This window comes from Methylobacterium sp. 275MFSha3.1 (assembly GCF_900108435.1).
Taxonomy (GTDB): domain Bacteria; phylum Pseudomonadota; class Alphaproteobacteria; order Rhizobiales; family Beijerinckiaceae; genus Methylobacterium.
In genome coordinates this window covers 77564-102942 of the sequence record NZ_FNWP01000022.1, presented here as the reverse complement: position 1 = coordinate 102942, position 25379 = coordinate 77564, and the positions used below count along the sequence as shown (strand labels likewise).

The window sequence follows — 25379 nt, the reverse complement described above, 5'->3', positions numbered from 1 at the left end:
CCGGACGGCCTCAGGCAGGACGGCCTCAGGCAGGACGGGCCGCGCCCGCGGGGCGGCGCATGAGGGCGGTGTAGATCGCGAAGCCCAGGGCGCACCCGATGAACCACGTGAAGTTCGCCACGCCCTCCAGGCCCGGCAGGATCACGCAGAGCACGGGGATGAGGGCCGAGGGGATCATGGCGGTCACCGCGGCGCGGTTGTATCCGCCACTGTACCAGTACGTCCCGGCGGGGCTCATCGTGTAGAGGTCGTCGAGGACCACCTTCTGCTTCTTCACGAAGTAGAAGTCGGCGATCAGGATCCCGAACAGCGGGCCGATGAACGCGCCGAGGACGTCGAGCGTGTAGTGGATCACCGCGGGATTGTTGTAGAGGTTCCAGGGCGTGATGAAGATCGAGCCGACGGCCGCGATCATCCCGCCCATGCGCCACGAGATCCGCCGCGGCGACACGTTCGAGAAGTCGAACGCGGGCGAGACGAAGTTCGCGACGATGTTGATCCCGATGGTCGCGGTCATGAAGGTGAAGGCGCCGAGCACGACCGCGAAGGTGCTGTCGATGCGGCTCACCGTCTCCACCGGGTCGGTGATCAGGTGGCCGAAGACCGGAACCGTCGCCGAGGCGGTGACGACCGTCAGGAGCGAGAACCCGAGGAAGTTCACCGGGAGACCCCAGAAGTTACCCTTCCTCACCGCCTCGAAGCTCGCGCCGTAGCGCGAGAAGTCGCCGAAGTTCAGCATCGGCCCGGAGAAGTAGGAGACCACGAGGGCGACGGCGTTGATCATCACCGGCAGGGCGTCCCAGCCGGTATACTTCACGGTGCCCAGGGTCAGCCCGATCTCGCCGATCCCGGCCTTGGCGACGAGGTACGCGGCGAGCGCGATCATCACCACGTAGACCGCCGGCCCCGCCCAGTCGATGAACACGCGGATCGCCTCCATGCCGCGCCAGAAGACCAGCGCCTGCAGGACCCAGAGCGTCATGAAGGCGGCCCAGCCCAGACCCGACAGGCCGGCGAAGCCGTACTGCTTGACGTCGGCGTAGACGGCGAGTTCGGGGTAGAAGCGGAGCGCCACCACCGTCAGCGCCGCCGAGGCGAGGTAGGTCTGGATGCCGTACCACGCGACCGCGATCAGCCCGCGGATGATCGCCGGGATGTTGGCGCCCTTGACCCCGAAGGAGGCGCGGCAGATCACCGGATAGGGCGTGCCGGTCTGCTGGCTCGGCTTGGCGACGAGGTTGCAGAAGATCTGGACGATCACGATGCCGACGAGCAGGGCGATCAGCACCTGCCAGCTCACGAGGCCCAGCGAGAACAGGGAGCCGGCGGTCACGTATCCGCCGACGCTGTGGACGTCAGACATCCAGAAGGCGAAGATGTTGTAGGTGCCCCAGGTCTGCTTGCGCAGCGGGGCCAGATCCTTGTTCACGAGATCTGGATCGTAGCTCGGCTTGATGACGACGGCTTCCCGTTCGTCCGACACGGCCGTGCTGATGCCGGCGGCCTCAACCTGTGCGTACATGGCGTTTCTCCCTGACTGGCGCAGCCCTGTTGCCGGGCTTTTTCCGTGACGCTGACGACCCGCTGGGACCGCCATGCAAAACCTGGAACTCTCCGTCTCCTGACTTCTGAAAACACGACCTGAATACAGATCACGACCGAGTTCGGATCTTCAAGTCCCGGTCGTGACGTCGACTTGTCTATCCCGCGACGACCGCCGCGAGGCGGGTCCGGAGGCCGCCCGCGTCGGCCGGGGCGCCCGCGGCCTCCGCGAGGAGCCGGGCCAGGCCGGACGGGTCGTCCGCCTCCGCGGGGAGTCCGGCCGCGTGGACCCGCTCCGCCATCGCCACGCCCGCCGCGGGCGACGCGTCGGCCAGCCCGGCGCAGACCGGGCCGAAGACCGCGCCGAACAGGGCGCGGCCCATGCAGGTCGGCCGGTAGCCGCCGCGCGGCGGGTGGGCCGCGATCCAGTGACGGGCGATGTCCAGCCGCGTGGTCACCCAGGCGTCGGGGTGATCGCCCACGTAGTCGAGGAACCGCTCCAGCGCGGCCATCCGCCCCGGACGCCCGACCAGGCGGCAGTGCAGCCCCACCGACATGATGCCGCCCCGTCCCGCCTCGCCCTCGCGGTACAGGACGTCGAACGTGTCCTTGAGGTAGCCGAAGAACTGGTCGCCGTTGTTGAAGCCCTGGGCGGTGGCGAACCGCATGTCGTTGGCGTCGAGGGTGTAGGGGACGACGAGCTGCTGAAGCCCCCCGATCCGCAGCCAGTAGGGCAGGTCGTCGGCGTAGGAATCGGCGAGGTACAGGAATCCGCCCTCGGCGGCGCCGATGGCGAGCGTGTTCGCGGAGGTGCGCCCCTGGTACAGGCCGAGGGGCCTGCTGCCCGTCAGCGATGCCTGCAGCGCGACGGCGGCGTCGATGTCGGCGCGCTCGGCCTCCGGGCTGTGGTCGCGGTAGTCGATCCAGCGCAGGCCGTGGCTGGCGATCTCCCAGCCGGACTCGACCATCGCGGCGACGGCCTCGGGGTTGCGCTGCATCGCCGAGGCGACGCCGAAGACCGTGACCGGGAGGTTGCGGCGCGTGAACGCGCGCCAGAGGCGCCAGAAGCCGGCGCGGGCGCCGTACTCGTAGATCGACTCCATGTTGGCGTGGCGCTTCCCCGGCCAGGGCAGGGCCCCGACGATCTCGGAGAGGAAGGCCTCGGACGCCGCGTCACCGTGGAGGATGCAGTTCTCGCCGCCCTCCTCGTAGTTGATGACGCACTGGACGGCGACGCGCTTGCCCCCGGGCCAGGCCGGGTCCGGTCGATGCCGGCCGTATCCGACCATGTCGCGGGGATAGTCCTGGTCGAGGTCGAACATGGCGTGATCCCTCGCTCCGACGCGAGATAGACGCACGGCCGACCGTTGGTCCAATATCTTGTTCGGCTTGATTGATAGGTTGCGCGTTTAGATGGTGCGATCATTGATCTGAGTGTCGGAGCGCCGTCGGGCGGATCGCCACCGGCCTGTCGTCGAGCCGGCGGAACCTGCCCGTGCCGGGTCGACGACCTCACGCGCCGCCACGTCGGCGGCCCGACGGTCGGGCGTCCCGAGCGGGCACCGCGGCCCCTAACGGGCGCGGCTGGCGGGGATCGGGCCGGCGGCGAGCATGCCCATCAGGGCGTCGAACGCCAGCGGCTTCTCGACCAGGGGTATGCCGGCGGCGCGGGCGCGGCTCCGGATGCCCGGATCGGGGTGGCCGGTGATCAGGATCACCGGCACGCCGGCAGCGAGGTCCCGCAGCCGGCCCCACACCGCGAGCCCGTCCATCCCCGGCATGACGTGGTCCAGCAGGACGAAGGTCGGGTGCGGGCCGGGGAAGGCGGCCAGCAGCGCGCGTCCGTCGGCGAAGGTCTCCACCCGGTGGCCCTCGCTCTCCAAGAGGAAGCGGGTCGAGTGCAGGATGGCCGGGTCATCGTCCACGACGTAGATGAGGCTCGACGCGGCGGACAGCGTGGCGTTCGCCGGGAGCGTGGCGTCCAGTGAGGTCATGGTGCCGAGCTTAGGGGTGGTCCGCGGCGGCCGACCTTGACCTGCCTCAAGACCGGGACCGCGTCCGTGCTGGCCCCCCATCCCGAGACCGGCGACGTTCCTGCCCCGGTCGATCCCGGCTCCCGCGCCGCCCGCTGTGCGGCGATCCGACACGTTGGGCGGTGACGCTCCTGTCCGCCCCGGAGGCCCTTTCCGATTGATTCAGCTCCGATTCCTCATCTTGAAGTTGAAGAAACGCCTTTGCACGCACGATATCGCGAGCCGGAGACCGAATGACAGACCCCGTAACGGGAAACTCTTCAGAATAAATCTTAATCAGTTTGCGTATATTTTACGCAACCCGATCATGACTGCTCAGCCTGGCTGACGCGTTCGCAGCCCTGGGTTCCGTCGCCTGGACATCCGCCTCATGAAAATGACCATCAAACTGCGACTCGTCTCGCTGCTCGGCGGACTCGGCTTGGTGCTGCTCGCCACGGCGGCGCTCGGAAATCTCTCGCTCCACTGGAGCCATCAGAGCCTGAAGACCGTCTTCGACGATCGCGTCGTCTGTCTCCGGCAGTTCAGCATCATCCGCGACGCCTACGATGACCTGCTCGACGCCTCGCGCCAGCTGCGCGGCAAGCAGATCGAGCCGGCAGAGGCCAAGGACAAGATCGAGCGCGATCTGTCGAAGCTCCACAAGGAGTGGTCGGCCTATCTGGCGACCTACCTGACCCCGGAGGAGGAGGCCCTCGCCAAGGAGCTGCAGGTGCGCGTCGATCGGAACGACGCCATCGCGGCCGAGATCCTCAAGCGCGTCGCCGCCGGCGCGGCCTCGGATTTCGAGGCCACCCACACGGACCTGCTGAAGAGCATGCAGGCCACCAACGCCACGCTGAGCAAGCTGACCGCGTTGCAGGTCCGGGAAGCCGAGGCGGAGTTCCGGCGCTCGGAGACGATTGCCGGCTGGTCGCGCCTCGCGCTCCTGGCCGCGCTCGCGCTCGCCGCGCTCAGCATCGCCTACGGCGTGTACGTGATCGTGGTCCAGGTCACCCGGCCGCTGGGCAGCCTCGTGGGCGTCCTGCAGCGGATGGCCCGCGGCGAGGTCGATGCCGAGATCCGCGAGGCCACCCGCGGCGACGAGATCGGGGCCGTCGGCCAGGCCGTCGAGGGGATCAAGACCATGGTCGCCCGCAAGGCCGCCGAGGAGGCCGAGGTCCGGCGCCGCGCCGACGCGGCCGCCGCCGCCGAGCGCAAGCGCACCATGGTCGAGCTCGCCGACGGCTTCGAGCGCGCCGTCGGCGGCATCGTCGGCCTGGTCTCGTCCTCGGCCACCGAGCTCCAGGCCACCGCCCAGCAGATGACCGCCACCGCCCAGGAGACCGCATCCCAGTCGACCACCGTGGCCGCGGCCGCCGAGGAGGCGTCGACCAACGTCAACACGGTCGCGGCCGCCGCCGAGGAGCTCGGCTCCTCCGTGCAGGAGATCGGCCGGCAGGTGACCGGCTCGGCCCACCTCGCCCAGGCCGCGGTCGGCGAGGCTGACCAGACCGCCCACCTCGTCCAGGCGCTCAGCCAGAACGCCGCGCGGATCGGCGACATGGTCGGGATGATCTCCGGCATCGCCGGCCAGACCAACCTGCTGGCGCTCAACGCCACGATCGAGGCGGCCCGCGCCGGCGCGGCCGGGCGGGGCTTCGCGGTGGTGGCCTCCGAGGTGAAGGCGCTGGCCGAGCAGACCGCCAAGGCGACCGAGGAGATCGCGCGCCAGATCGGCGAGGTCCAGGGGGTGACCGCGCAGGCGGTGACGGCGATCGGCGGGATCACGGGCCGGATCCGGGAGATCGACAGCGTGGCGACTTCGATCGCGGCGGCCGTCGAGGAGCAGGGCGCGGCGACCCAGGAGATCGTGCGCAACGTGGCCCAGGCCTCGGCGGGGACGAACGAAGTGACGGGCAACATCGCCGGCGTGGCGCAGGCCTCGGAGGAGACGGGGGCGGCGGCCTCGCAGGTCCTGTCGGCGGCCTCGGAGCTGTCGCGGCAATCCGAGCATCTCGGCGCCGAGGTCGCCCGCTTCCTCGCCACCGTCCGGGCCGCCTGAGGTCGCCACGCCCGAGATCCGCGTCCGCCCGGTCCGACGGGAGGACGCGGATCTCGCCGACGCGCGCGTCCCGTCGGCGACGACAATCTCGAGAATCGAGTCTGCCACCCACAGCGCGCAGCAAATCCGCGGCGCGCCAAGCTTGCCGGATCCCGACACGCGGGCAAGGCCGCGATCGACTTGAGCCAGATCAATGATCGGCTGCACGGATACCGGATGCTCGGGCCGTGAAAGATGGCAGGTCGTCTGTCGCTCAGGGCTCGGGTGCCCGGACATCGGGCCGCCGATGCCGTCAGCCCGCGCGGGGAATCCGGTGAGAACGATCGAGAACCGAACGGCGGATATGGTCCCGAACGCGCTCAACATGCTCCTCGGCGTCGCGCTCCTCCTCGCACCGTGGTACTTGAATCTGGGCTACGAGACGGCCGCCGCGCGCAACGCCTTCGTGACCGGGGGCGCCATCACCGTGGTCGCACTCCTGGCCCTCGGCGTGACCTGCGCCTGGGAGGAATACCTCAACGTCGCCCTCGGGCTCTGGGCGGCCATGGCGCCCTGGGTTCTCGGCTTCGCCGACGCGACGGCACCCGTGTGGGTGCACGGCCTGACCGGGCTCGCCGTGGCCGCCCTGGCCGCGTACGCGCTGTGGCGGCTCTTCGTGTCGCCCCAGGCGCGCTCCGTCTGAGGCGCGCCCGTCGCCGCCGCGGCCGCGGGCATCCGGCCGGCACCCGCGACTACGGGATTGCCCTTAAGGGGCGCGCCTTAAGGCTCCGACCGGAATTTCTCCGCCTCCCGCCCGCTGCCAATCTCGTCCCGACCGACGCAGGCGAGGAGCGCAGCGATGAGCACCGAGTTCACGGCACGGACAGCACCGGAGGGGCCCGCAGCCCGTCCCGCTCCCGTCCCGGAGATCGAGGGGAGCACCCTGTTCGCGGGATGCCCCGACGTCGTCGGGACACCGTTCTCCTACGCCCGCGAGGAGGAGATCTACGGAGAGGGCGAGGAGGCCGAGTTCGTCTACAAGGTCCTCAGCGGCGCGGTGCGCACCCACCGGGTCCTGAGCGACGGGCGCCGCCAGATCACGGGCTTCCACCTGCCCGGCGACCTGTTCGGGCTCGGGCAGGGCGAGACCAATCGCCAGACCGCCGAGGCCCTCACCAGCACCAAGGTGCTGATCTTCAAGCGACGACAGGTCGAGCGCGCCGCGACCGGGCGGGCCGAGGTCGCCTGCCGACTCTGGAGCATGGCCACGAGCGACCTGCGACATGCGCAGGACCTGGCGCTCCTGCTCGGACGGCGCTCGGCCCAGGAGCGGGTCGCTGCCTTCCTGCTGGAAGTCGATGACCGCCTCGGCTCCGCCGGCACCTTCGCGCTGCCGATGACCCGCCGCGACATCGCCGACTACCTCGGCCTGACCATCGAGACCGTATCGCGCACCCTCTCGCAGCTGGAGGAGGACGGGGTGTTGCGACGCGACGGCGGCCGACAGGTGTGCCTGCATCGGACCCGGCTGCGCCGGCTCGTCGAGGATTGAGACAGGCGCCGCGGACGCCACCGGGAACGCCGCTGCGGGCTACCGCGTGGTTTCGCGTTGGCTTTCGGGGTGGCTTCGGGGTGGCTTCGGGGTGGCGCCTGCGCGCAGGACGCTGCCTCGGAGACGGTCGCGGACGGCGCCGGCGAGCGGGTGCGGAGACGAAGGGCGTCACCGCCTCTGGAAGCGCGCGATCAAGCCCGGGGCCTCCTCGCGGATCAGCCCGAGAAAATTGTCGATCACCGGGTTCCGGCGCTGATGATGCAGCGCGTAGACGTCCGCCGACAGGAACGGCGGCTTGATCGGCAGGACGACGACGTCCGGATGCCTCGGTCGGCCGACGAATTCTGGGATGATGGCGAGACCGAAGCCCGCCGCGACTAGGTTGATCAGCGACGAGGCCTCGCGGACCTGCTGCGAGATGCTCGGCGTGAACCCGCGCGCGATGCAGGCTTGGTAGATATCCGCCGCGAAGCGCGAGCTCTCGAGGCCGAGCGAGATCAGCGGCTCGCTGCGGAAGACGTCGATCGCGACACTGCGACCGGCGGCGAGGGTGTGCTCGCGCGGCACGGCCACGCAGAGCCGCTCCGGCCACGCCAGGTGGGCGACGAGATCCGGATCCTCGGGGGGGCTGCGGAGGAAGCTGAGATCCGTCCGGTTCGCCTTCAGGGCCGCGATCTGGTCGGCCGGCGCCATCTCGTGGATGCGCACGTCCACCGCCCGGAAGCGCTGCTCGAAGGCCCGGATCAGGCAACCGGCCGGCCCCGCGAGGACGGAACTCGTCATGCCGATGTTGAGGATGCCGGCCGTTCCGGTGCCGATCGTCCGCGCCCGGTCGACGGCGTCGGCGACCTGCGCGAGGACCGCCCGCGCGTTCCCGAGGAAATCCTCGCCCGCCGCGGTCAGGACGACGCGCCGGCTCGAGCGCTCGAACAGGTTGACGCCGATCTCCACCTCGAGATCGCGGATCTGCTGGCTCAGCGGCGGCTGCGACACGCCCAGGCTCTGGGCGGCGGCGGTGAAGCTGAGATGCTCCGCCACCGCGGCGAAGTAGCGAAGATGCCGGAGTTCCATGGGCCGACCCATAGGAATTTCGAATGGATAGAAGCACGGAAGGTCTTTTGCGTCTAGACTCGCGGGGTGGACGTCCTCGACGGCCGGGATCTCGCCGGCCCGTCAGGACCGTCGACAGCGGCGTGTCGCCGAGGCGGGGCCCGGCAGGCGTCCGTCCCGCACCGCGCTCAGGTCCCGCCCGGGTGGATCCCGACGCGCTCCGCGGCGAAACGCTCGCGGAGCCAGGCCGCGGCGGGGCCGCAGGGCCGCTGCTTGTGCCAGACCAGTTCCAGGGCGATCGGCCAGTCGCCCTCATCGAACTGGAGGTCGGGCGTCACGAGGTACGGCGCCGTGAGGGACGCGGCGATGACGTGGTCGGTGACGAAGGCCCAGCCGATCCCGTGCTTCACCATCTCCAGGATGACCCAGTGGCTCTCCACCCACCACACCTCGGCGGCGACCCGCAGACGGCGCTTCTCCGCCCCGTCGCCGCGGGCGGCCACGAGGATCTGGCGGTGGCGCTTCAGCTCCTCCCACGCCACCCGCTCCTTCGCGAGCGGGTGATCGCGGCCGCAGACCAGCTTGAGCGGCACCCAGCCGATGGTCCGGAACCCGAGCTCCGTCGGGAGCCCCTCCTGGCGCCACATCACGCCCAGGTCGGCGGCGCCCGACCGGACCATGCGGCTGACATCCTCCATCAGCGGGAAGAGCAGCTCGAGCTCCACGAAGGGGAAGCGCTGGGCGAAGCTGGCGAAGAGGGCGCCGAGGGCGTGCTCGGGGTAGAGCTCGTCGATGGCGACCACCAGCCGGTTCTCGACGCCCTGCTCCAGGCTGCTCGCCACACCGATCAGGTGCTCCCGCCGGTCGAGCACCACGCGCGCCTCCAGCAGCAGCCGCTCGCCCGCCGGGGTCAGCACCGGGTTCCGGCCCGCGCGGCTGAACAGCGCCAGCCCCAGATCCGTCTCGAGGTTGGCCACCTGCGTGCTGACGGCCGACTGCGCCTTCCGCAGCACCCGCGCCGCGCCCGAGAACGACCCGGCCTCGGCCGCCGCCACGAAAGCCTGGAGCTGGTCGAGCGAGACCGCCATCTATCTGATTACCCGATACTTCCTAACTTGTGGATCGCCTTATCGCAGATAGAGAGAGCGGCCGACCAATCCGCCTCTCGAGAGCGAGACCATGCGCACCACCCGCGACCGCATTCGCCACGCCATCCTGTTCGAGGTGATCGGGCTGCTCCTCATCGTCCCGCTCGGGACCGCGGCCTTCGGCCTGCACGCCGCCGACATGGGCGTGATCGGAATCGGCAGCGCCCTCGTCGCGACGAGCTGGAACTACGTCTACAATCTCGGCTTCGACCGAACGATGCAGCGGCTCGCCGGGCACACGCGCAAGAGCCTCGTCCTGCGGGTCGCCCACGCGGTGCTGTTCGAGGCGGGGCTGCTCCTGATCCTGCTGCCGCCGATCGCGTGGTATCTCGGCATCGGCCTCGTGGAGGCCTTCTTCATGGATCTGGCGATCGCGGCCTTCTACGTGGCCTACGCTTTCGTGTTCAATCTCGCCTACGATCGAACCTTCCCGCTTCCGAGCTGGACCGAGGCTGCCGCCGAGCCGTCCCGCTGACGCTCGCGCCGGCCGCGCGGCGAGACCGCGACGGCGGCGCGGCGGGCGTTCGAGGGTCCGCGGCGCCGCGTGAGGCGCCCGCTATCCCTCCGCGCGGACGAGATCCGTCGTCTCCGGTCCGCGCCGAACCTCCGCGCCCACGGGACCGACGGGTGGCCGGCCCGGCAGGATCAGCGCGGCGAGCGCCTTCTGGAGAAGGTCGGGCCGGACCGGCTTGTGAATCAGAGGGACCCCGCTGTCCAAGGCCTCCCGCATGCGGACGGGCGCGGTGTCGCCGGTGATGAGGATCGCCGGGATCGGCCGTCCCCAATGCTGCCGCAGCGTCGCGATGGCTTCGGCGCCGGTCTGGCCCCTGCGCAGGCGGTAGTCGCAGATCAGCGCGTCCGGCGGCGGCCCCTGCGGCGGCCGTTCGGTGACGTCGGTCGGGTCCTCGAAGGCCCAGCACAGGCAACCCCAGCCGGAGAGGAGCGCCACCATCGCGTCGCGGACGATGGCATCGTCGTCGACGATCAGGATGCGGGCGCCGACCAGGCGGCCGCTCTCCGCGCTGGCGGCCGCGGGCGCGTCGTCGAGCCTCGCGTCCCGCCCGGCATCGAGCGTCCGGGGGACGAGGATGCGGAAGACGCTGCCGCTCCCCACCTTCGATGAGAGGGAGAGCGGGTGATCGAGCGAGGCGGCGATCCCGCGCGCGATCGCGAGTCCCAGCCCCAGACCCTTGTGACGATCGCGCTCCGGATTCCCGAGCTGGTAGAACTCCCGGAAGATGTCCTCGCGCTTGTCGACCGGGATGCCGATCCCGGTGTCGTAGACTTCGATCGACACGCCCGCGCGCCGGCGCCGGCAGCCGATGAGGACGCCGCCGCGCTCGGTGTACCGGATGGCGTTGAGGACGAGATTGCGCAGGACCAGCTCCAGCAGGGCCGGGTCCGAGACGATCGCCAGGTCCGTCTGGGGCGTCCGATAGATCAGGCGCTTGGCGTCGGCCAGCGGCGCCAGCTCGTTCTCGATCTTGTCGAGGAGCGGCTGGAGCTCGAAGGCGCGGGGCCGCGGCGTGATGACTCCGGCCTCCAGGCGCGAGAAGTCCAGAAGCGTGTTGAGCATGTCGGTCGACGCGACGTTCGCGGTCTGGGCGTTCTGCAGGATCCGCCGCTGCGGCGCGGCGAGATCCGTCTGGCTCAGCGCCTGGAGGAAGAGGCCCTGGGCGTGGACCGGCTGGCGCAGGTCGTGGCTGGCCGCCGCGAGGAACTGCGACTTCGCGGTGTTGGCGTGCTCGGCGTCGCGGCGGGCCCGGTGCGCCGCGGCGGTCTCCGCGCGCAGCTGCTCCACGAGGGCCGCGTTCTCGAAGCGGAGCTCGATCGATTCCCGCACGCGGCGGCTGGCGAGCACGACCTGACCGTACTGCCCGACCACGAAGAGGATCGAGCAGATTGCCAGGGCGCGGTAGGGCGCGCCGCCGAGCGACCAGAGGGTTCCCGCGGCCAGGACGGCGACGGGCACGACGAGGGCGAGGTAGAGGTGCCGCCGCGGCGCCAGGAGCGAGACGCCGTTGCTGCAGGTCGCGCCCAGCAGCGACATGGTCAGGATGCTCACCGCCGGGACCTGGAGCGGCAGCGCGATCCAGATCAGCGATCCCAGGATCGCGCCCTCGACGATCTTGCTCAGGAAGATGACCCGTTCGACCCGGCGGGCGCGGTCGGGCTCGCCGATCGCGGCGCGGACACGACGCGCGTAGGCGGCCGCCCCGAACCGCTCGACGAGGAACGCGCCGTACCGGCTCAGCAGGACGGCGTGGGGCACCAGGCTCCACAGCACGGCCAGCATGAGCGTCGAGACGAGGAAACCGACGGCGACCGACTGCGTGACGCCGTCCAGGACGAGGCGCAACTGCTCGGCCGCGATCCGCTCCTCCTGCGACGGGCTCATCGGATCAGGCCGAACTGCTGCGCCTTGAACACCGCCTCGGCGCGCCGGGTCACCCCCAGGACCGACAGCAGACCCTGCACGTGGCCGCGGACCGTGTGTTCCGACAGACCGAGATTGCGTCCGATCATCTTGTTGGACAATCCGCGCCCGACGAGGGTCAGCACCTCGGCCTGCCGCGGCGTGAGCGTCGGGCAGAGGGCGCCCCCGACCCGCGGGACCGCGGACGACCGGGCGAGCATCTCGCGCAGGACCGTCATCATCCGCTCGGGGCGGTCGGTCTTGGACAGGAACGCGCAGGCGCCCTGCGCCAGCGCCGTGCTGACGGTATCGGGCAGATCCAGGCCGGACACGACGACGATCCGGGCGGCCGGCCAGCGTTGCTGGAGCAGGCCCATCCCCTCGAGCCCGCCGATGCCCGGCAACTGGATGTCGAGGAGGACGATCGTCGGGACGACGGCCACGATGGCGAGCGCCTCGTGCAGCGATGGGCTGTCGAGAACCGGGATCTCATCGAACGCCGTCGACAGCATCGAGACGATGCCGGACCGGAACAGCGCGTGGTCATCGATGATGAGGATTGCTTCCTGCGCCATGCGGATCCTGTCTAGAGCAACCGCACAGGCGCCGTCACGGGTCGTGGACCAGTCCATGTGGACTGGTCCACGAAGCCATCCCGATCGGCTAAGCCACGGGTCGAGGAATTCGATCGCGCGCGCCCGGACATGCAGCTGGAGACCACGCGGACGGGATCGGATGCTGGGCGAGGGCGTCCGCCATCCCGCGCGGCCTGCGCTTCACACCGCTGCCGTCGCGGCGACGGTCCGGTGATCGCGGGCGGTGACGTCCGTCGGACCGCGCGCGCGGCCCTCCCAAGTCGACTCGAGGGAAGTCCATGATTCATCGCCGTCAGAGACGAGGCATCGGCCGGACCGCGTCCGATCCGACGTTCGACGCGAAGGGTCCCCTGATCGTGCGGTGGATCGGTGCCGCGGCCCGCAAGCGCGGCCGGGCGGCCGACCGGGAAGCTCCGCCCGCTCCGACCCCGGACAACGTGACGAGGCTGTCCTGGGCCGACACCTTCGGACGGGCGATCAGCGCCGATCCTCAGCGGCCGGTGGGACCCGCGACCGTCCTCGCGATGCGTCCCCGCGCGAGCAGGCGCGCGTGCGGGCCGTTCGTCCGCACGAGACAGGCGGTGAGCGCCGCGATCCCGACCTCGCTGCCGTAGAGCGAGACGGATCGGCTGATCTCGATCGCTCTACCGTCGGATCTCCGGGCCGGCCGGGAATCCGCGGCCGCCCGGCGGCGCGGTGTCCGGCGCGAGAAGGCCGGAGCCGGTCCTGAGCCAGAGCCCGTCCGGCGCCGCCTCGACCGCGGACAGGCGCAGGGCCCGGAACGACCAGCCCGGCGAGACGGCACCGTCCCGGAGGTCGAACGAGGCCTGGTGCCGGGGGCAGTGCAGCCGGCCCGCGACGCAGCGGCCGAGTGCGAGGTCGGCCCCCTCGTGCGGGCAGGCGCGCTCGGCGGCCACGATCCGCGCGCCGTCCCGGACGAGGAGCAGGCGGCGGCCGCCCGCGGTGACGGGGAGCAGGTCCCGGTCGCCGAGAAGGTCGACCGGGCCGAGGCGGATCCGGCCCGGCAGATCCCGCTCAGCCACCGAGATAGGCGTCCCGCACGTGGGGGTCGGCGATGAGGTCCTGCCCGCGCCCCTCGAGGACGATGCGGCCGGCTTCGAGGAGGTAGGCGTAGTCGCAGAGTTCGAGGGCCGCGAAGGCGTTCTGCTCGACGAGGAGCACGGTCGTGCCGGCGTCGCGGATCGCGCCGATCACCGCGAACATCCGCTCGACGATGTTGGGGGCGAGCCCCAGGGACGGCTCGTCGAACAGCACGAGCTTCGGGCGCCCCATCAGCGCGCGGCCGATCGCCAGCATCTGCTGCTCGCCGCCCGACAGCGTGCCGGCGGCCTGGTCGCGCCGCTCCGCGAGGCGCGGGAACTCCCCGTAGATGCGCGCTAGGTCCGCCGCGACCGCCGCCCGGTCGCGGCGCAGGTAGGCGCCCATGGCGAGGTTCTCGGCGACCGTCATCTGCGGGAAGACGCGCCGGCCCTCCGGGCAATGGGCGATGCCCGCCGCCAAAATCCGGCGGGGCTCCGCCCCCGCGATGTCCCGGCCGGCGAACCGGATCGCGCCGGAGCGCGGCGGGACGAGGCCGGAGATCGCCCGGAGCGTCGTGGACTTGCCGGCGCCGTTGGCGCCGACGAGGGCCACGAGCTGGCCCGCGCGCACGTCGATCGTGAGCCCCTTCAGCGCCGTGACGTGGCCGTAGCCGCAGACGAGGTCGCGGATCTCAAGCATGGACCGCCTCCTGCGCGGCAGCCGCGGCGGCCTGCCGGGCGGCGCTGCCCTGGCCGAGATAGGCCTCGATCACCGCCGGGTCGCTGCGGATCCGGTCCGGCGGCCCCTCGGCGATCAGGCGCCCGTAGTTGAGGACGACGATGCGGTCGGAGACCTCCATCACCATCGGCATGTCGTGCTCGACGAGCAGGATGGTGACGCCGCGCTCCCGGATCTGCCGGATCAGGCGCACGAAGACCCGCGTCTCGGAAGCGTTCATCCCCGAGACCGGCTCGTCGAGAAGCAGCATGGCGGGCTCGGTGGCGAGCGCCAGCGCCACGCCGACGAGGCGCTGCTCCCCGTAGGCGAGGGCGCCGGCCTTCTCCTGCGCCCGCCCGGCGAGCCCGACCCAGTCGAGGAGCGCCGCGGCCCGGGCGCGCAGCTGCCTCTCGCCAGCCCCCGCGCGGCCGAGAAGCGCGTCCAGAACGGGCGCGCGGCCCGCCGCGGCGCCCATCTGGTGCAGGCCGATCATCACGTTGTCGAACACCGTGTCGTCCGGGAAGACGCTGGTGCGCTGGAAGGTGCGGGCGAGGCCGAGCCGCGTGATCGCGTGCGGCGGCAGGCCCTTCAGGGACGTGCCGCGGAAGCGGACCGCGCCCTGGCTGGGCTTGAGGAAGCCCGTCATCACGTTGAAGGCCGTCGTCTTGCCGGCCCCGTTCGGGCCGATCAGGCTGACGATCTCGCCGGCCCGGACGTCGAAATGCAGGTCCGCGATGGCGACGAGGCCCCCGAAGCGGACGCCGACATGCTCGACGGAGAGGATCGCGCTCATCGCTGCACCGCCGGGTTGGCCTCGAGGACGGGCGCGGCCGGGGCCGGCCGGCGGCCCAGCAGCGCCGCCAATCCCGGCACGATGCCCCGCGGCATCACGAACAGGATCACGATCAGCACGAGGCCGTAGACGATCCACTGCGCCTCCGGCGCCATGACCGGGCGGAGCGCCACCGGCAGCAGGCCGAAGATCAGGCCGCCGACGACCGGGCCCAGCAGGGTGCCCTTGCCGCCCGCCACCACCATGATGACCATGGTGACCGTGGTGGCGAACAGGAACACGTCGGGATCGATGATCCGCAGGTAATGGGCGTAGAGGCTGCCGGCCGCGCCGGCCATGGCGGCCGAGATCACCGCCGCCACCGTCAGCGTGCGCGTGGCGTTGATGCCGACCGAGAGCGCCAGCGGCTCGTTCTCCTTGAGGCCCCGCATCGCCCGGCCGAAGCGCCCGCCGACCAAGCGGGCGATCACGGCGTAGCAGAGCGTCCCCACGGCCAGCACGAGGTAGTAGTTCTGGAGCTTGGTCTTGAGGGTCCACATCCCGAGGCCCGGCAGGCCGAGGGTGATGGCGGGGATGTTGGTGAGCGCCAGCGGCCCCTGCGTCAGCTCCACCCAGTTAAGCGCCACGAGCCGCACGACCTCGGCGAACGAGATCGTCACGATCACGAAGTAGGCGCCCCGCACCCGGAAGGAGAGCCGCCCGATCAGGTAGCCGCAGCCGCCCGCCGCCGCCGTCGCCAGCAGGAGGCCGACCACCGCCGGCCAGGGCTCGTGGACCGCACGGATGCCGAAGCCGAGATCCACGTCGAAGCCGAGGCTGGTCAGCGCGCTCACATAGGCGCCGATCCCGAAGAACGCGATGTGGCCGAGGCTGAGCTGCCCGGTGAAGCCGAGGAGCAGGTTCAGGCTCATGGCGCCGATCGTCAGGATGCCGGTCACGATCAGCGCGTTGAGGAGGTAGGGGTTGGCGCCGAGCCCCAGGGGCAGGGCGACGAGGCCGGCGAGCAGGGCGAGGGGGAGGAGCCGGTTCATCCGATGCGCTCCGCCTTGGCGAACAACCCGGTCGGCCTGCAGAGCAGGACCGCGATGATGATCAGGAAGCCCATCGCGTCCCGGTAGCCGGAGGAGACGTAGCCGGCGCCCAGCTCCTCGGCGAGCGCCAGGATGAAGCCGCCGATCGCCGCGCCGGTGACGTTGCCGAGCCCGCCCAGGATGACGATGGCGAAGGCCTTGAGCTCGGCGAGGCCGCCCATCTGCGGGAACACGACGTAGACCGGACCGAGGAGCGCGCCGGCGGCCGCGGCGAGCGACGAGCCGAGCGCGAAGGTCGCGGTGTAGATCCGGCGGACGTCGACGCCCAGCAGCGCCGCCGTGTCGGAATCCTGGAACGCGGCGCGCATGGCGAGACCGAGCTTGGTCCGGTTGATCAGCGCGTAGGTGAGGGCGATCAGCGTCAGCGCCGCCCCGAGCACGAACAGCCGCAGCCACGACACCGAGACCGGGCCGACCTGGAGCGGCGCCTCGGGAAAGGGCGCGGGGATCGCCTTGGCGACGCCGCCGAAGGTCCAGAGCGTGCCCGATTGCAGGACGATGCCGGCGCCGATCATCACCAGCATGGTGGTGTCGATGTCCGAACCTCGGAACGGGCGCAGCAGCAGCAACTCGATCGCGGCCCCGAGCAGGAGCCCGCCGAGGATCGCCACAGGAAGCGCCAGGAAGAAGTTCAGTCCCAGCGCGGCGACCGCGAGGTACATGACGTAGGCGCCGACCGTGTAGAGCGCGCCGTGGGTGAAGTTCACGACATTCATGATCCCGAAGATCAGCGTAAGGCCGATCCCCAGCAGCGCGTAGGTGCCGCCGAGGATGAGGGCGTTGACGAGGTGCTGGATCAGTTCGTTCACGGGCGGCCTCCGAGGGTGCGCCCCGGCCCGGGGGCCGGCGGACGGGCGAGGGGGCCGGCATCAGAGCGCCGGCTCAGGGGCGCTCACAGCGCCGGCACGATCACCGTCCCGTTCTTGATCTCGATGAGGTAGACGTCGGGCTTGCTCTGGCCGCTCTCCTTCCCGGCGGGGCCGGCCTTGGCGAAGCGGATCGGCCCGTTGAGCCCGACGAAGTCGACCGACCAGAAGGCCTTGGTGATCGCGGACGGATCGGCCGAACCCGCCTTCTCGATGGCGTGGGCGATCGCGCGGATGCCGTCGTAGCCGCGGAAGCTCTCGGTGACGCCGGCGAAGTCGAAGCCGCGCGTCTTCCACGCGGCGATGAAGGCCTCGGTAGCCTTCGGGTCCGGCGTCTTGTCGGGCGACCAGGGCAGGAAGGTCGTCAGGTGCATCGTGCCGTCGGCGGCCGCGCCAGCCTGGGCGATGATCTGGTCCGGGTTCTGGGATCCGCCGGTGGTGATGACCCGCTTCTTCAGGCCGAGCGCCGCCATCTGCTTGAACAGCAGCACGAGCTGATCGACCGAGCTCGTGATCATGATCGTGTCGGAATCCGACGCCTTCAGCTTGGCGAGCTGGGCGCTCATGTCCTGCGCGCCCTGGTCCATGGTCTCGACGAGGCCGACCGTCACGCCCTTGTCCTTGAGCATCTTGCCGAAATCGGTCGCGGCGCCGCGGCCGAAATCGTTGTTGAGGACGAGGAAGTCGACCTTCTTCAGCCCGAGGCGGCCGACCATGGGCGCGAAGGTCTCGGCCTCGAGCGACGAGGGCGGCGAGATCCGGAACACGTAGGGGTTGCCGGAGGTCGTGATCTTGCCGGACGAGGAGGTCTCGACCAGCATCGGCGTCTCGTAATCCGCGAGCTTGGGCATCACAGCCAGCGTCAGGCTGGAGCCCCAAGCGCCCATCATCACCGGGGTCTTATCGCTGGTGATCAGCTTCTCGGCGACCGCGGCGGCCTCGGTCGGGTTGCTCTTGTTGTCCTCGATCACGAGTTCGAGCTTCTTCCCGAGGACGCCGCCCTTGGCGTTGATCTCGTCGGCGGCGATCTTGGCGCCGTTGACCACGTAGGTGCCCGAGGCCGCGAACGGCCCGGTCAGCGGCTCGTTGACGCCGATGCGGATCGCCTCCGCCCGTGCGCCGGTGGCCGTCAGCGCCAGCAGGATCGCGGTCGTGAGGGTGAACCTGCCTAGCATTCGCGTGTCTCCGGTGCGTTGGGGCGGGATGGGATCAGGCGCGGCCGAACCACGCGGCGAGGCGCGCGCGCGCGAGGCCGAGGAGCAGGCGGAGCGGGTTGAGGCCGGCGGGCGCCGGCGCCGCGACGCCCGAGAGCCGGGCATCGAGGTTGCGGGTGAACTCCGCGGCGATGCGGCCGGCGAGGTCGCGCACGAGGCCGGGCCGGCCGAACTGCGCGAGCGGCCCGGTCAGGGTGTAGCCGACGTCGAGTTCGACCCGGGCGGTGCCGGGCGTCGGCCCGGCCTCGACCCGGTAGCGGATCCGGCCCTCGGTCGCCGAGCGGCCGCCCGCGTCGGTGCCGGCCCCGTGGACCGCGCCGGTCCGGGCGGCCTCGTCCCGCGCGAGGCGGGCGCGGCCGCGGAACGTCGCGGCGATCGGCCCGATCCGCACCTGCAGGCCGCCCTCGACCGTGTCGGGGGTGGGCCGCGCCGTCAGCACCGCGCCCGGCAGGCAGGCGGCGACCGCCGCGAGGTCGCCCAGCAGGGCGAAGACGGCCTCCGGCGGGTGGAGGAGGTCGAGCACCTGCGTGAAGCCGTGGGCCGGGGTGAACGCGTCGGACAGGTCCGCGACGGCCGCGGGCGCCGCCGGGGCGATCCGATCCGCCGGCGGTTCCAGGGGCGCGAAAGCCGCGTCGCCGATCCGGGCGCCGACCGGGCCGAGCGGCCGCGCCGCGCTGGTCTCGGGGGGGATGCCGCGCCCACGCCTTTCCGCGATCACCGCCATCACGGCCCGGACGATGCCGGTATAGCCGGTGCAGCGGCACAGGTTGCCCGACAGGCCGACGCGGATCCGCCGCTCGTCGGCCTCGGGCAGCCGCAGGACCAGGTCGCGGGCGGCCACCAGCATCCCGGGCGTGCAGTAGCCGCACTGGAGCGCGTGCTCGCGGTTGAAGGCGGCCCGCAGCTCGCCCGCGATCGCGTCCGCGTCGAGGCCCTCGATCGTCGTGACCGCGGCGCCCGCGCAGGCCCCCGCGTAGGTGAGGCAGGCGCGGGCCGGCTCGCCGTCGAGCAGGACCGTGCAGGCGCCGCAGACGCCGTGCTCGCAGCCCAGATGCGTGCCGGTGAGGTCGAGCCCGTCGCGCAGCACGTCGCCGAGGTGGCTGCGCGGCTCGGCCGCGACCCGCACGGCCCGGCCGTTCACCGTCAGCGCCAGGGCCATGCGCGACGGCCCGGGTTCGACCAGCGCGGCGCTCATGCGGCCTCCGGAAGGGTGTCGGATCGGGGATCGGGCGCAGCCGCCGCGGCCACCGCGCGGCTCAGGACGGTGACGTGGATGTGCCGCTCGACCGCGTCGGCCATCCCGGCCTCCCGCAGCGCGAGGTCGGCGGCCCGAAGGTCGAAGCGCGCGGCGAAGTCGGCGCCGATGCGGCCGCCGAAGAGAGGGCGGGCATCGGCCAGGAGCACGGGCGGCCCCTCGACCGCGCCGATCACGGCCCGGCCCCGGCCCGCGCCGGGCTCGAGGCGCACGGCCCCGATGGCGTGGGCGAACTCGCCGATCTTCGCGCAGTGCTTGACGTAGCCCCAGGCCGCGCCCGCCGGCAGCGCCGGGACGCGCACCGCGACCAGGATCTCGTCCGCGCCGAGCGCCACTTCGAGGGCGCCGGTCACGAAATGCTCCACCGGCAGGGTGCGGCGGCCGTTGCGCCCCGCGATCTCGACCTCGGCGCCGAGGGCGGTCAGGGCGCTCACCCAGTCGGCGGCCGGGTCGGCGTGGACGAGGCTGCCGCCGATCGTGCCGCGGTTGCGCACCGGCCGGTAGGCGATGGCGGCCGCGACCCGCCGCAGCGCGCCGCCGGTGAGGTCCGGGACGCGCCCGTCCTCGACGTCGGCGTGGGTCACGCAGGCCCCGAGCACGAGCGTGTCGCCCTCGACCCGCGCGGTCCGGAGCTCGGGCACGCCGGTGATGTCGAGGATCAGGGTGGGCTCGACGAGGCGCAGGTTCAGCATCGGCCCGAGGGACTGGCCGCCCGCGATCAGCTTCACGCCCGCGGGGGCTTCGGCGAGGCGTGCCAGCAGCGCCGGCAGGCTGTCGGGGCGCTCCCAGGCGAAGGCGGCGGGCTTCATGCGGCCTCCCGCGCGGTCTCGGCGGGATCACGGGCGGCGAGCACCGCCTCCACGATCCGCCGGGGGGTGAGGGGCGAGTGCAGCAGCTCGACGCCCAGCGGCGCGAGGGCGTCGTTCACGGCGTTGGCGAGCGCCGCCGGCGGCGCGATCGCGCCGCCCTCGCCGATGCCCTTCTGGCCGAAGCGCGTGTAGGGCGAGGGCGTCTCCATGTGGTCGATGCGCGCAATCGGCACGTCGGCGGCGCCGGGCAGGAGGTAGTCGGCCAACGTCGAGGCCAGCGGCTGGCCGCGGGCGTCGAAGCGCATCTCCTCGAACAGGGCCGTACCGATCCCCTGCGCGAGGCCGCCGTAGATCTGGCCGTCGACCACGAGGGGATTCACCAGCGTGCCGCCGTCCTCGACGATGACGTAGTCGAGAATCTCCACCGCCCCGAGATCGGGATCGACCGCCACCACGGCCGCGTGCGCCGCGTACGAGAAGGTGCCGGAATCGCGCACCGGCTTGTAGCCGGCGGTGACTTCGAGCCCGCAGGGATCGGTGTCGGGCGCGAGGTCCTGCGGGCGGCGGTACCAGGTGCGGGCGATCGCCTCGAGCGGGACATCGCCCGTGGGGCCGACGACGTGGCCACCTTCGAACCGGCATTCCTCGGGCCGCGCCTGGAGCAGGTGGGCGCCGATCCGCACGGCCCGGGCCCGCAGTTCCTCGCAGGCCGCCGCCACCGCGCCGCCCGCCATCACCATCACGCGGGAGCCCCAGGAGCCGGTGGAGTAGGGGGTCATGGCGGTGTCGCCGTGGACGAGGCGGGTGCGCGCCACCGGGACGCCCAGGATCTCGTGGGCGACCTGGGCCAGCGTCGTCTCCAGGCCCTGGCCGTGGGAATGGGCGCCGATCCGCAATTCCAGGCCGCCGTCCGGGGTGAGGCGGGCGCTCGCCTGCTCGTGGCCGGGGACCATCGGGATGCCCCAGCCGGAATAGACCGAGGTGCCGTGCGCGGCCTGCTCGCAGTAGATCGCGAGGCCGAGGCCGATCCGGCGCCCGTCCGGCTCGCCCTCACGCTGGCGGGCGCGGACCGCCGCCACGTCGACGGCCTTCAGCGCGCGGGCGAGCGCCTCCGGGTAGTCGCCGCTGTCGAAGTGCTTCTTCGTGATGTTCTCGAACGGCATCTGCCCGGGCCGCACGAGATTCTTCTCGCGCACCGCCTCGGGCGGGATCCCGGCCGCGCGGGCGACGGCGTCGAGGACGAGCTCCAGGGCGAAGCAGACTCCGGTGCGCGCCACCCCCCGGTAGGGCAGGATCGGGCACTTGTTGGTCGCCACCGACCACGTGCGGCAGCGATAGGCCGGGAAGTCGTAGGGCCCCGGCAGGATGCTGGCGACCTGCGCGGCCTCCAGGCAGGCCGAGAACGGGTAGGCCGAGTAGGCGCCGGAATCGACGGTGGCCTCGCAGTCGATGCCGCGCAGCGTCCCGTCCCGCTCCGCGTAGGCGGTGATGCGGTAATGGTGCTCGCGGCAATTGGCGTTGGCGGTCAGGTGCTCGCGCCGGTCCTCCAGCCAGCGGACCGGATGGCCGCAGCGGAGCGCGAGCCACGCCAGCGCCACGTCCTCGGCGAGCAGGATCGCCTTGTAGCCGAACCCGCCGCCGACATCCGGCGAGACGATGCGGATGCGGCCCTGCTCGATCCCGAGGCATTCGGAGAGGCCGTTGCGCACGATGTGCGGCATCTGGCTCGCGGTGTGGACCACGAGCTGGTCCAGGCGGTGATCGAGGCTCACCACGGTGCCGCGGCCCTCGATCGGCGCCATGCATTGCCGCCCCGTCGAGATGGTGCGGCTCACCTTGATCGGCGCGTCGAGGGCGCTCTCGATGCCGACATCGACCAGGGTCTCCAGGAAGACGTTGTCGCCCCAGTGCTCGTGGACGAGGGCGGAGCCCGGCGCGCGGGCAGCCAGCATGTCGTGGATTGCGGGCAGCTCCTCCAGGTCGAGCACGACGGCGGCGGCGATGTCCTCGGCCTCCGCGCGGGTCGGGGCGACGCACATCGCCACCAATTCGCCGACCTGCCGGACCTTGCCGGTGGCGAGCACCGGCTGCTCGGACACCTTGAAGCCGGGCAGCCCCGAGACCGCCCGGATCGGCAGCACGCCGTCGAGGTCGGCGGCGGTGAAGACGCGGTCGCGATGGGCCTTCGGCACGTGGATGGCGCGGATCCGGGCATGGGCGAGCGGGCTGCGCACGAAGGCGACGTCCTGCATCCCCGGCAGCCGGAGGTCGCCGACATACTGGCCGCGCCCGCGCATCAGGCGGTCGTCCTCCTTGCGGGGCAGGGGAGCCCCGACGCCCTCGCGGCTCATCGGGCGCCTCCGAGAACGTCCTGCGCGGCGCGGACCAGGAGGCCGTCGGGCCGGCGGAATCCGTCGAGGATCGAGAAGTGGTCGGCGCCCGGGACCGGCAGCAGGGCGCCCGGCGCGTGGGCGGCGCCGCGCAGGGCGTGGAGGTTGCGCGCGTCGCGGACGAGGGCGGGCAACTCCCGGCTGCCGTAGGCGATCGTCATGGGCTTGGGCACGACGGGCAGGCGCAGGGGCGACAGCGTCCCGATCTCGTCCCCGCTCAGTCCGAGCTTCTCGTTCAGGTAGGTCTCGCGGATCGGCGCGAGGTCGTAGACGCCGGAGATCGCCAGGACCGCGGTCACGGCGGGATGCCCGAGATGGAGCGCGGCGAGCTGCGCCCCCGCGGACCAGCCGGCGAGGACGATCGGTCCGCCGATCCCGCGCGCCGCCCCCTGCTCGGCGAGCCAGTCGAGGGCGGCCCCGATCTCGGCGACGATCCCGGTGAGGCTCGCCTCGGGCGCCAGGGTGTAGCCCGGCATCGCCACCGACCAGCCGGCGGCGTTCAGCCCTTCCGCGAAGCAGGCGAAATCGGCCCGGGCGTTGCGCTGCCAGTAGCCGCCGTGGACGAAGACGAGGCAGGGCGCCCCCGTCTCCGCCGCCGGGTAGAGGTCGAAGCCGGTGCGCGCGCCGGCGGCGTAGGGGATGTCGAGCCCGGCCGAGTGCGCCGCGCGGTAGGCCGCGGAGGCTGCGTTGCGGGCCGCGACCTGCGCGGCGCTGTCGGGCACGCCCGCGTTGTTGTCGTAGCAGGCACCCCGGGCCGCGAAGTCCAGGCTGTCCCAGCGGCGGCGCGGGTCCGGCGGGGTCGGGTCGTCGAGGACGAAGGCGGGCACCGGCGCCACCTCAGGCCGCGATCGCCTGGGGCAGGATCGGCGAGTCGGCCTCGAAGCGCTTCCCCGCGCGGAGGCAGAAGGCCGGGCGCAGCAGTCGGTCGGCGATCACCCGCGTGTCCTCGTTGTCGCGCAGCAGGAAGCGGCCGCGATCGTCGTGCAGCACCGAGACGTCGGCCGCGTAGCCGACCTTGAGGGCGCCGATCCGGTCGCCCATGCGCAGCATCTCGGCCGGGTGCGAGGTCACCATCGGCACCACCTCCTCCAGCGGGATGCCCAGCGCCATCATCGAGCTCATCGCCTGGGTGAGGCTGAACCGGGCCTGCCCGAGGAACGGGTGGTTCTCGTCGTCGTGGTGCTCGTCCGGGGTGCCGGCGGGCTTCGTCACCTCGGGGATCTCGGTGTTGTAGCCGTGCATGTCGGCGCCGAGCGTGTAGGGGATCACGCCGGCCGGCAGGGACGCGCGGGCCACGCGGTAGGAGAAGTGGCTGCCGTGGCCGACATCGACCTTCAGCCCGGCCTCCATGGCCCGGCGGATGATGTGGTGGACCTCGCCCTGCTCGTTGATGAAGCCGCCCGGGTGGCGGGTGAAGGGATGGGCCAGCACGTCGCCGGGCCGCAGCAGCGGGATGACCCGCTCGACGATGGTGTCGGCATCCTCGCCGTTGGCGCCCGATTCCGGCAGGCCCCAGAGCTGGCCGAAATGCACGTAGAGCGGCAGGTCGGCGCGCCGGCTGATCTCGGCCGCCATCTCCATCACCTTGATGCCCCAGCGGGCGAAGCCGCCGATCTCGGCATGGCCCTTGATGCCGCGCACGAGGTCGCGGTTCTCGGTGGCCGACTTCACGGTGGCGTCGATGTCGACGCCGTCCGGGCTGTAGAGGTTCGGGTAGAAATGCCCTTCCAGGCCGCCGACGAGGTAGGCCGACAGGAAGGCGAGCACCTGCGTCTCGGAGCGCTCGGCGATGAAGTGGCGGAAGCCCGGCAGGGTCATGCAGGACGGCCCGCCCTGGTCCACCACCGTGGTCACGCCCGATCGCACGCCGACCATGTCGGGGTTCAGGCCGAACCGGCCGGTGACGTACTGGTAGACGTGGGCGTGGGTGTCGATCATGCCGGGCAGGACGAGCTTGCCCGCGACGTCGACCACCTCGGCAGCGGCCGAGGGCAGGATCGTCTCCGCCACGGCGGCGATGCGCCCGTCCCGCACCGCCACGTCGCGGATGCCGTCGATGCCGGAGGCCGGGCAGATGACCCGCCCACCCCGCAGAACCAGATCATAGCGGCGATTGTCCATGTCGACCTCGTGGTCCCGGCCGGCGCGCGCCGGCCTCGCCCTTGCCAAAAGCGAAGCATGCTTCGTATTCCGGCGTTGCACACCTCGTGCCAAGGCTGGAACCGTTCTGCGGAGGCGGACGATGGATGAGGTCCCGGATGCCGGCTGCGCGGCGGGATTGGCGGAAGCGGGGACCGCGTCAGGGGCGGCGGACGCCCGGCACTGGCCCCTGGCCGAGCGCCCGGGCTTCCTCGCCCGCCGCATGCACCAGATCCACGTCAGCCTCTTCGCCGAACGCTGTGCCGCGTTTCGCGTCACCCCGCTCCAGTACAGCCTGCTCTCGATGCTGCGCGATCTGGGGGAGGCCGATCAGACGACGCTCGCGAGCGCGGTCGCCCTCGACCGGACGACGACGACCGGCGCCCTGAAGCGCCTCGCGGCCCGCGGTCTGGTGAGCCGCACGACCTCGCCCCTCGACCGCCGCGCGCAGGTCTGCCGGCTGACGGACGAGGGCGCCGCGCTCCACGGCGCGATGGAGCCGGCGGCGCGGGCCGCGCACGCCGCGACCGTCGAGGCCCTCACCCCGGCGGAGCAGGACACCCTGACCCGGCTCCTGAGCCGCGTCATCGCGGGGCACGAGCACCGGCGCGACCAGCCCGACATCCTGTAGGGCGTCGCAGACGCGGCCGGCAGCACGCCTCACTGCTCAAAGAAAACACAGATCGTTCCGCGTCGGAGCGCCG

23 protein-coding genes are annotated in these 25379 nt (G+C 71.9%); 5 read left to right on the top strand and 18 right to left on the bottom strand.

The genetic code is table 11. The annotated features are described in order from the left end of the window. Nucleotides 1-25: 25 nt before the first annotated feature. From BLW78_RS23485 to BLW78_RS23475, 3 genes are all read right to left on the bottom strand, one after another. A complete protein-coding gene (locus BLW78_RS23485; protein ID WP_020094451.1) occupies nt 26-1522 on the bottom strand; it encodes an NCS1 family nucleobase:cation symporter-1 in 1497 nt (498 codons plus the stop codon). 178 nt (nt 1523-1700) lie between these two features. Continuing rightward, nucleotides 1701-2864 (bottom strand): allantoinase PuuE, encoded by a 1164-nt coding sequence (gene puuE / locus BLW78_RS23480; protein WP_056527101.1) that lies wholly within the window; start codon nt 2862-2864, stop codon nt 1701-1703. 249 nt (nt 2865-3113) lie between these two features. Further along, nucleotides 3114-3536: a response regulator transcription factor gene (locus BLW78_RS23475; RefSeq protein WP_056527098.1), complete on the bottom strand. Its 423-nt coding sequence runs from the start codon at nt 3534-3536 to the stop codon at nt 3114-3116. Nucleotides 3537-3945: 409 nt separating this feature from the next. Here BLW78_RS23475 and BLW78_RS23470 point away from each other — a divergent pair, with 409 nt between their 5' ends. The 3 genes from BLW78_RS23470 to BLW78_RS23460 all read left to right on the top strand — a co-directional run bounded on the left by BLW78_RS23470 (nt 3946) and on the right by BLW78_RS23460 (nt 7150). Further along, nucleotides 3946-5619: a methyl-accepting chemotaxis protein gene (locus BLW78_RS23470; protein ID WP_244527035.1), complete on the top strand. Its 1674-nt coding sequence runs from the start codon at nt 3946-3948 to the stop codon at nt 5617-5619. 343 nt (nt 5620-5962) lie between these two features. Then, the gene (locus tag BLW78_RS23465) at nt 5963-6301 is read left to right on the top strand and encodes an SPW repeat domain-containing protein (RefSeq protein WP_082557873.1); all 339 of its coding nucleotides are present in this window, start codon (nt 5963-5965) and stop codon (nt 6299-6301) included. A 156-nt stretch (nt 6302-6457) separates the two neighbouring features. Further along, a complete protein-coding gene (locus tag BLW78_RS23460) occupies nt 6458-7150 on the top strand; it encodes a helix-turn-helix domain-containing protein (RefSeq protein ID WP_056527092.1) in 693 nt (230 codons plus the stop codon). Nucleotides 7151-7318: 168 nt separating this feature from the next. Here BLW78_RS23460 and BLW78_RS23455 read toward each other — a convergent pair whose 3' ends face one another. Both BLW78_RS23455 and BLW78_RS23450 read right to left on the bottom strand, forming a co-directional pair. Further along, on the bottom strand, nt 7319-8221 hold the full coding sequence (locus BLW78_RS23455) for a LysR family transcriptional regulator (protein ID WP_020094457.1): 903 nt from the start codon (nt 8219-8221) through the stop codon (nt 7319-7321). Nucleotides 8222-8388: 167 nt separating this feature from the next. Beyond that, complete coding sequence (locus BLW78_RS23450; RefSeq protein WP_091682430.1) at nt 8389-9288, bottom strand: LysR family transcriptional regulator; 900 nt, start codon at nt 9286-9288, stop codon at nt 8389-8391. A 91-nt stretch (nt 9289-9379) separates the two neighbouring features. Here BLW78_RS23450 and BLW78_RS23445 point away from each other — a divergent pair, with 91 nt between their 5' ends. After that, nucleotides 9380-9823, top strand: a complete 444-nt coding sequence (locus tag BLW78_RS23445; RefSeq protein ID WP_020094459.1) for a PACE efflux transporter — start codon at nt 9380-9382, stop codon at nt 9821-9823. Nucleotides 9824-9904: 81 nt separating this feature from the next. Here BLW78_RS23445 and BLW78_RS23440 read toward each other — a convergent pair whose 3' ends face one another. From BLW78_RS23440 to BLW78_RS23375, 13 genes are all read right to left on the bottom strand, one after another. Further along, entirely contained in the window at nt 9905-11746 is a 1842-nt protein-coding gene (locus tag BLW78_RS23440) for an ATP-binding response regulator (protein WP_091682429.1), read from the bottom strand. Next, entirely contained in the window at nt 11743-12339 is a 597-nt protein-coding gene (locus tag BLW78_RS23435; protein ID WP_056527077.1) for a response regulator, read from the bottom strand. Before BLW78_RS23435 ends, BLW78_RS23440 begins: the two co-directional genes overlap by 4 nt. 665 nt (nt 12340-13004) lie before the next feature. Next, the gene (locus BLW78_RS23425) at nt 13005-13403 is read right to left on the bottom strand and encodes a Rieske (2Fe-2S) protein (protein WP_056527071.1); all 399 of its coding nucleotides are present in this window, start codon (nt 13401-13403) and stop codon (nt 13005-13007) included. Continuing rightward, nucleotides 13396-14100, bottom strand: coding sequence for an ABC transporter ATP-binding protein (locus BLW78_RS23420; protein ID WP_056527068.1), 705 nt, complete (start codon nt 14098-14100; stop codon nt 13396-13398). Before BLW78_RS23420 ends, BLW78_RS23425 begins: the two co-directional genes overlap by 8 nt. After that, nucleotides 14093-14911, bottom strand: coding sequence for an ABC transporter ATP-binding protein (locus BLW78_RS23415; protein ID WP_056527063.1), 819 nt, complete (start codon nt 14909-14911; stop codon nt 14093-14095). The genes BLW78_RS23420 and BLW78_RS23415 overlap by 8 nt, the downstream gene beginning before the upstream one ends. Then, complete coding sequence (locus BLW78_RS23410) at nt 14908-15942, bottom strand: branched-chain amino acid ABC transporter permease (RefSeq protein ID WP_056527061.1); 1035 nt, start codon at nt 15940-15942, stop codon at nt 14908-14910. Before BLW78_RS23410 ends, BLW78_RS23415 begins: the two co-directional genes overlap by 4 nt. Continuing rightward, nucleotides 15939-16811 (bottom strand): branched-chain amino acid ABC transporter permease, encoded by an 873-nt coding sequence (locus BLW78_RS23405; protein ID WP_056527058.1) that lies wholly within the window; start codon nt 16809-16811, stop codon nt 15939-15941. Before BLW78_RS23405 ends, BLW78_RS23410 begins: the two co-directional genes overlap by 4 nt. 83 nt (nt 16812-16894) lie before the next feature. Next, complete coding sequence (locus BLW78_RS23400; RefSeq protein ID WP_020094468.1) at nt 16895-18043, bottom strand: ABC transporter substrate-binding protein; 1149 nt, start codon at nt 18041-18043, stop codon at nt 16895-16897. A 34-nt stretch (nt 18044-18077) separates the two neighbouring features. Further along, nucleotides 18078-19277, bottom strand: coding sequence for a xanthine dehydrogenase family Fe-S subunit (locus BLW78_RS23395; RefSeq protein WP_056527053.1), 1200 nt, complete (start codon nt 19275-19277; stop codon nt 18078-18080). Further along, nucleotides 19274-20146 (bottom strand): FAD binding domain-containing protein, encoded by an 873-nt coding sequence (locus BLW78_RS23390; protein WP_056527050.1) that lies wholly within the window; start codon nt 20144-20146, stop codon nt 19274-19276. The genes BLW78_RS23395 and BLW78_RS23390 overlap by 4 nt, the downstream gene beginning before the upstream one ends. Further along, nucleotides 20143-22497 (bottom strand): xanthine dehydrogenase family protein molybdopterin-binding subunit, encoded by a 2355-nt coding sequence (locus BLW78_RS23385; protein WP_091682426.1) that lies wholly within the window; start codon nt 22495-22497, stop codon nt 20143-20145. Before BLW78_RS23385 ends, BLW78_RS23390 begins: the two co-directional genes overlap by 4 nt. After that, entirely contained in the window at nt 22494-23363 is an 870-nt protein-coding gene (locus BLW78_RS23380; RefSeq protein ID WP_091682450.1) for an alpha/beta hydrolase, read from the bottom strand. Before BLW78_RS23380 ends, BLW78_RS23385 begins: the two co-directional genes overlap by 4 nt. A 10-nt stretch (nt 23364-23373) precedes the next feature. Further along, nucleotides 23374-24657, bottom strand: a complete 1284-nt coding sequence (locus tag BLW78_RS23375; protein ID WP_091682424.1) for an amidohydrolase/deacetylase family metallohydrolase — start codon at nt 24655-24657, stop codon at nt 23374-23376. A gap of 121 nt (nt 24658-24778) precedes the next feature. On the opposite strand from BLW78_RS23375, the gene BLW78_RS23370 reads away from it, so the two are divergent. Beyond that, on the top strand, nt 24779-25306 hold the full coding sequence (locus BLW78_RS23370) for a MarR family winged helix-turn-helix transcriptional regulator (RefSeq protein WP_244527034.1): 528 nt from the start codon (nt 24779-24781) through the stop codon (nt 25304-25306). The last annotated feature ends 73 nt before the right edge of the window (nt 25307-25379 follow it).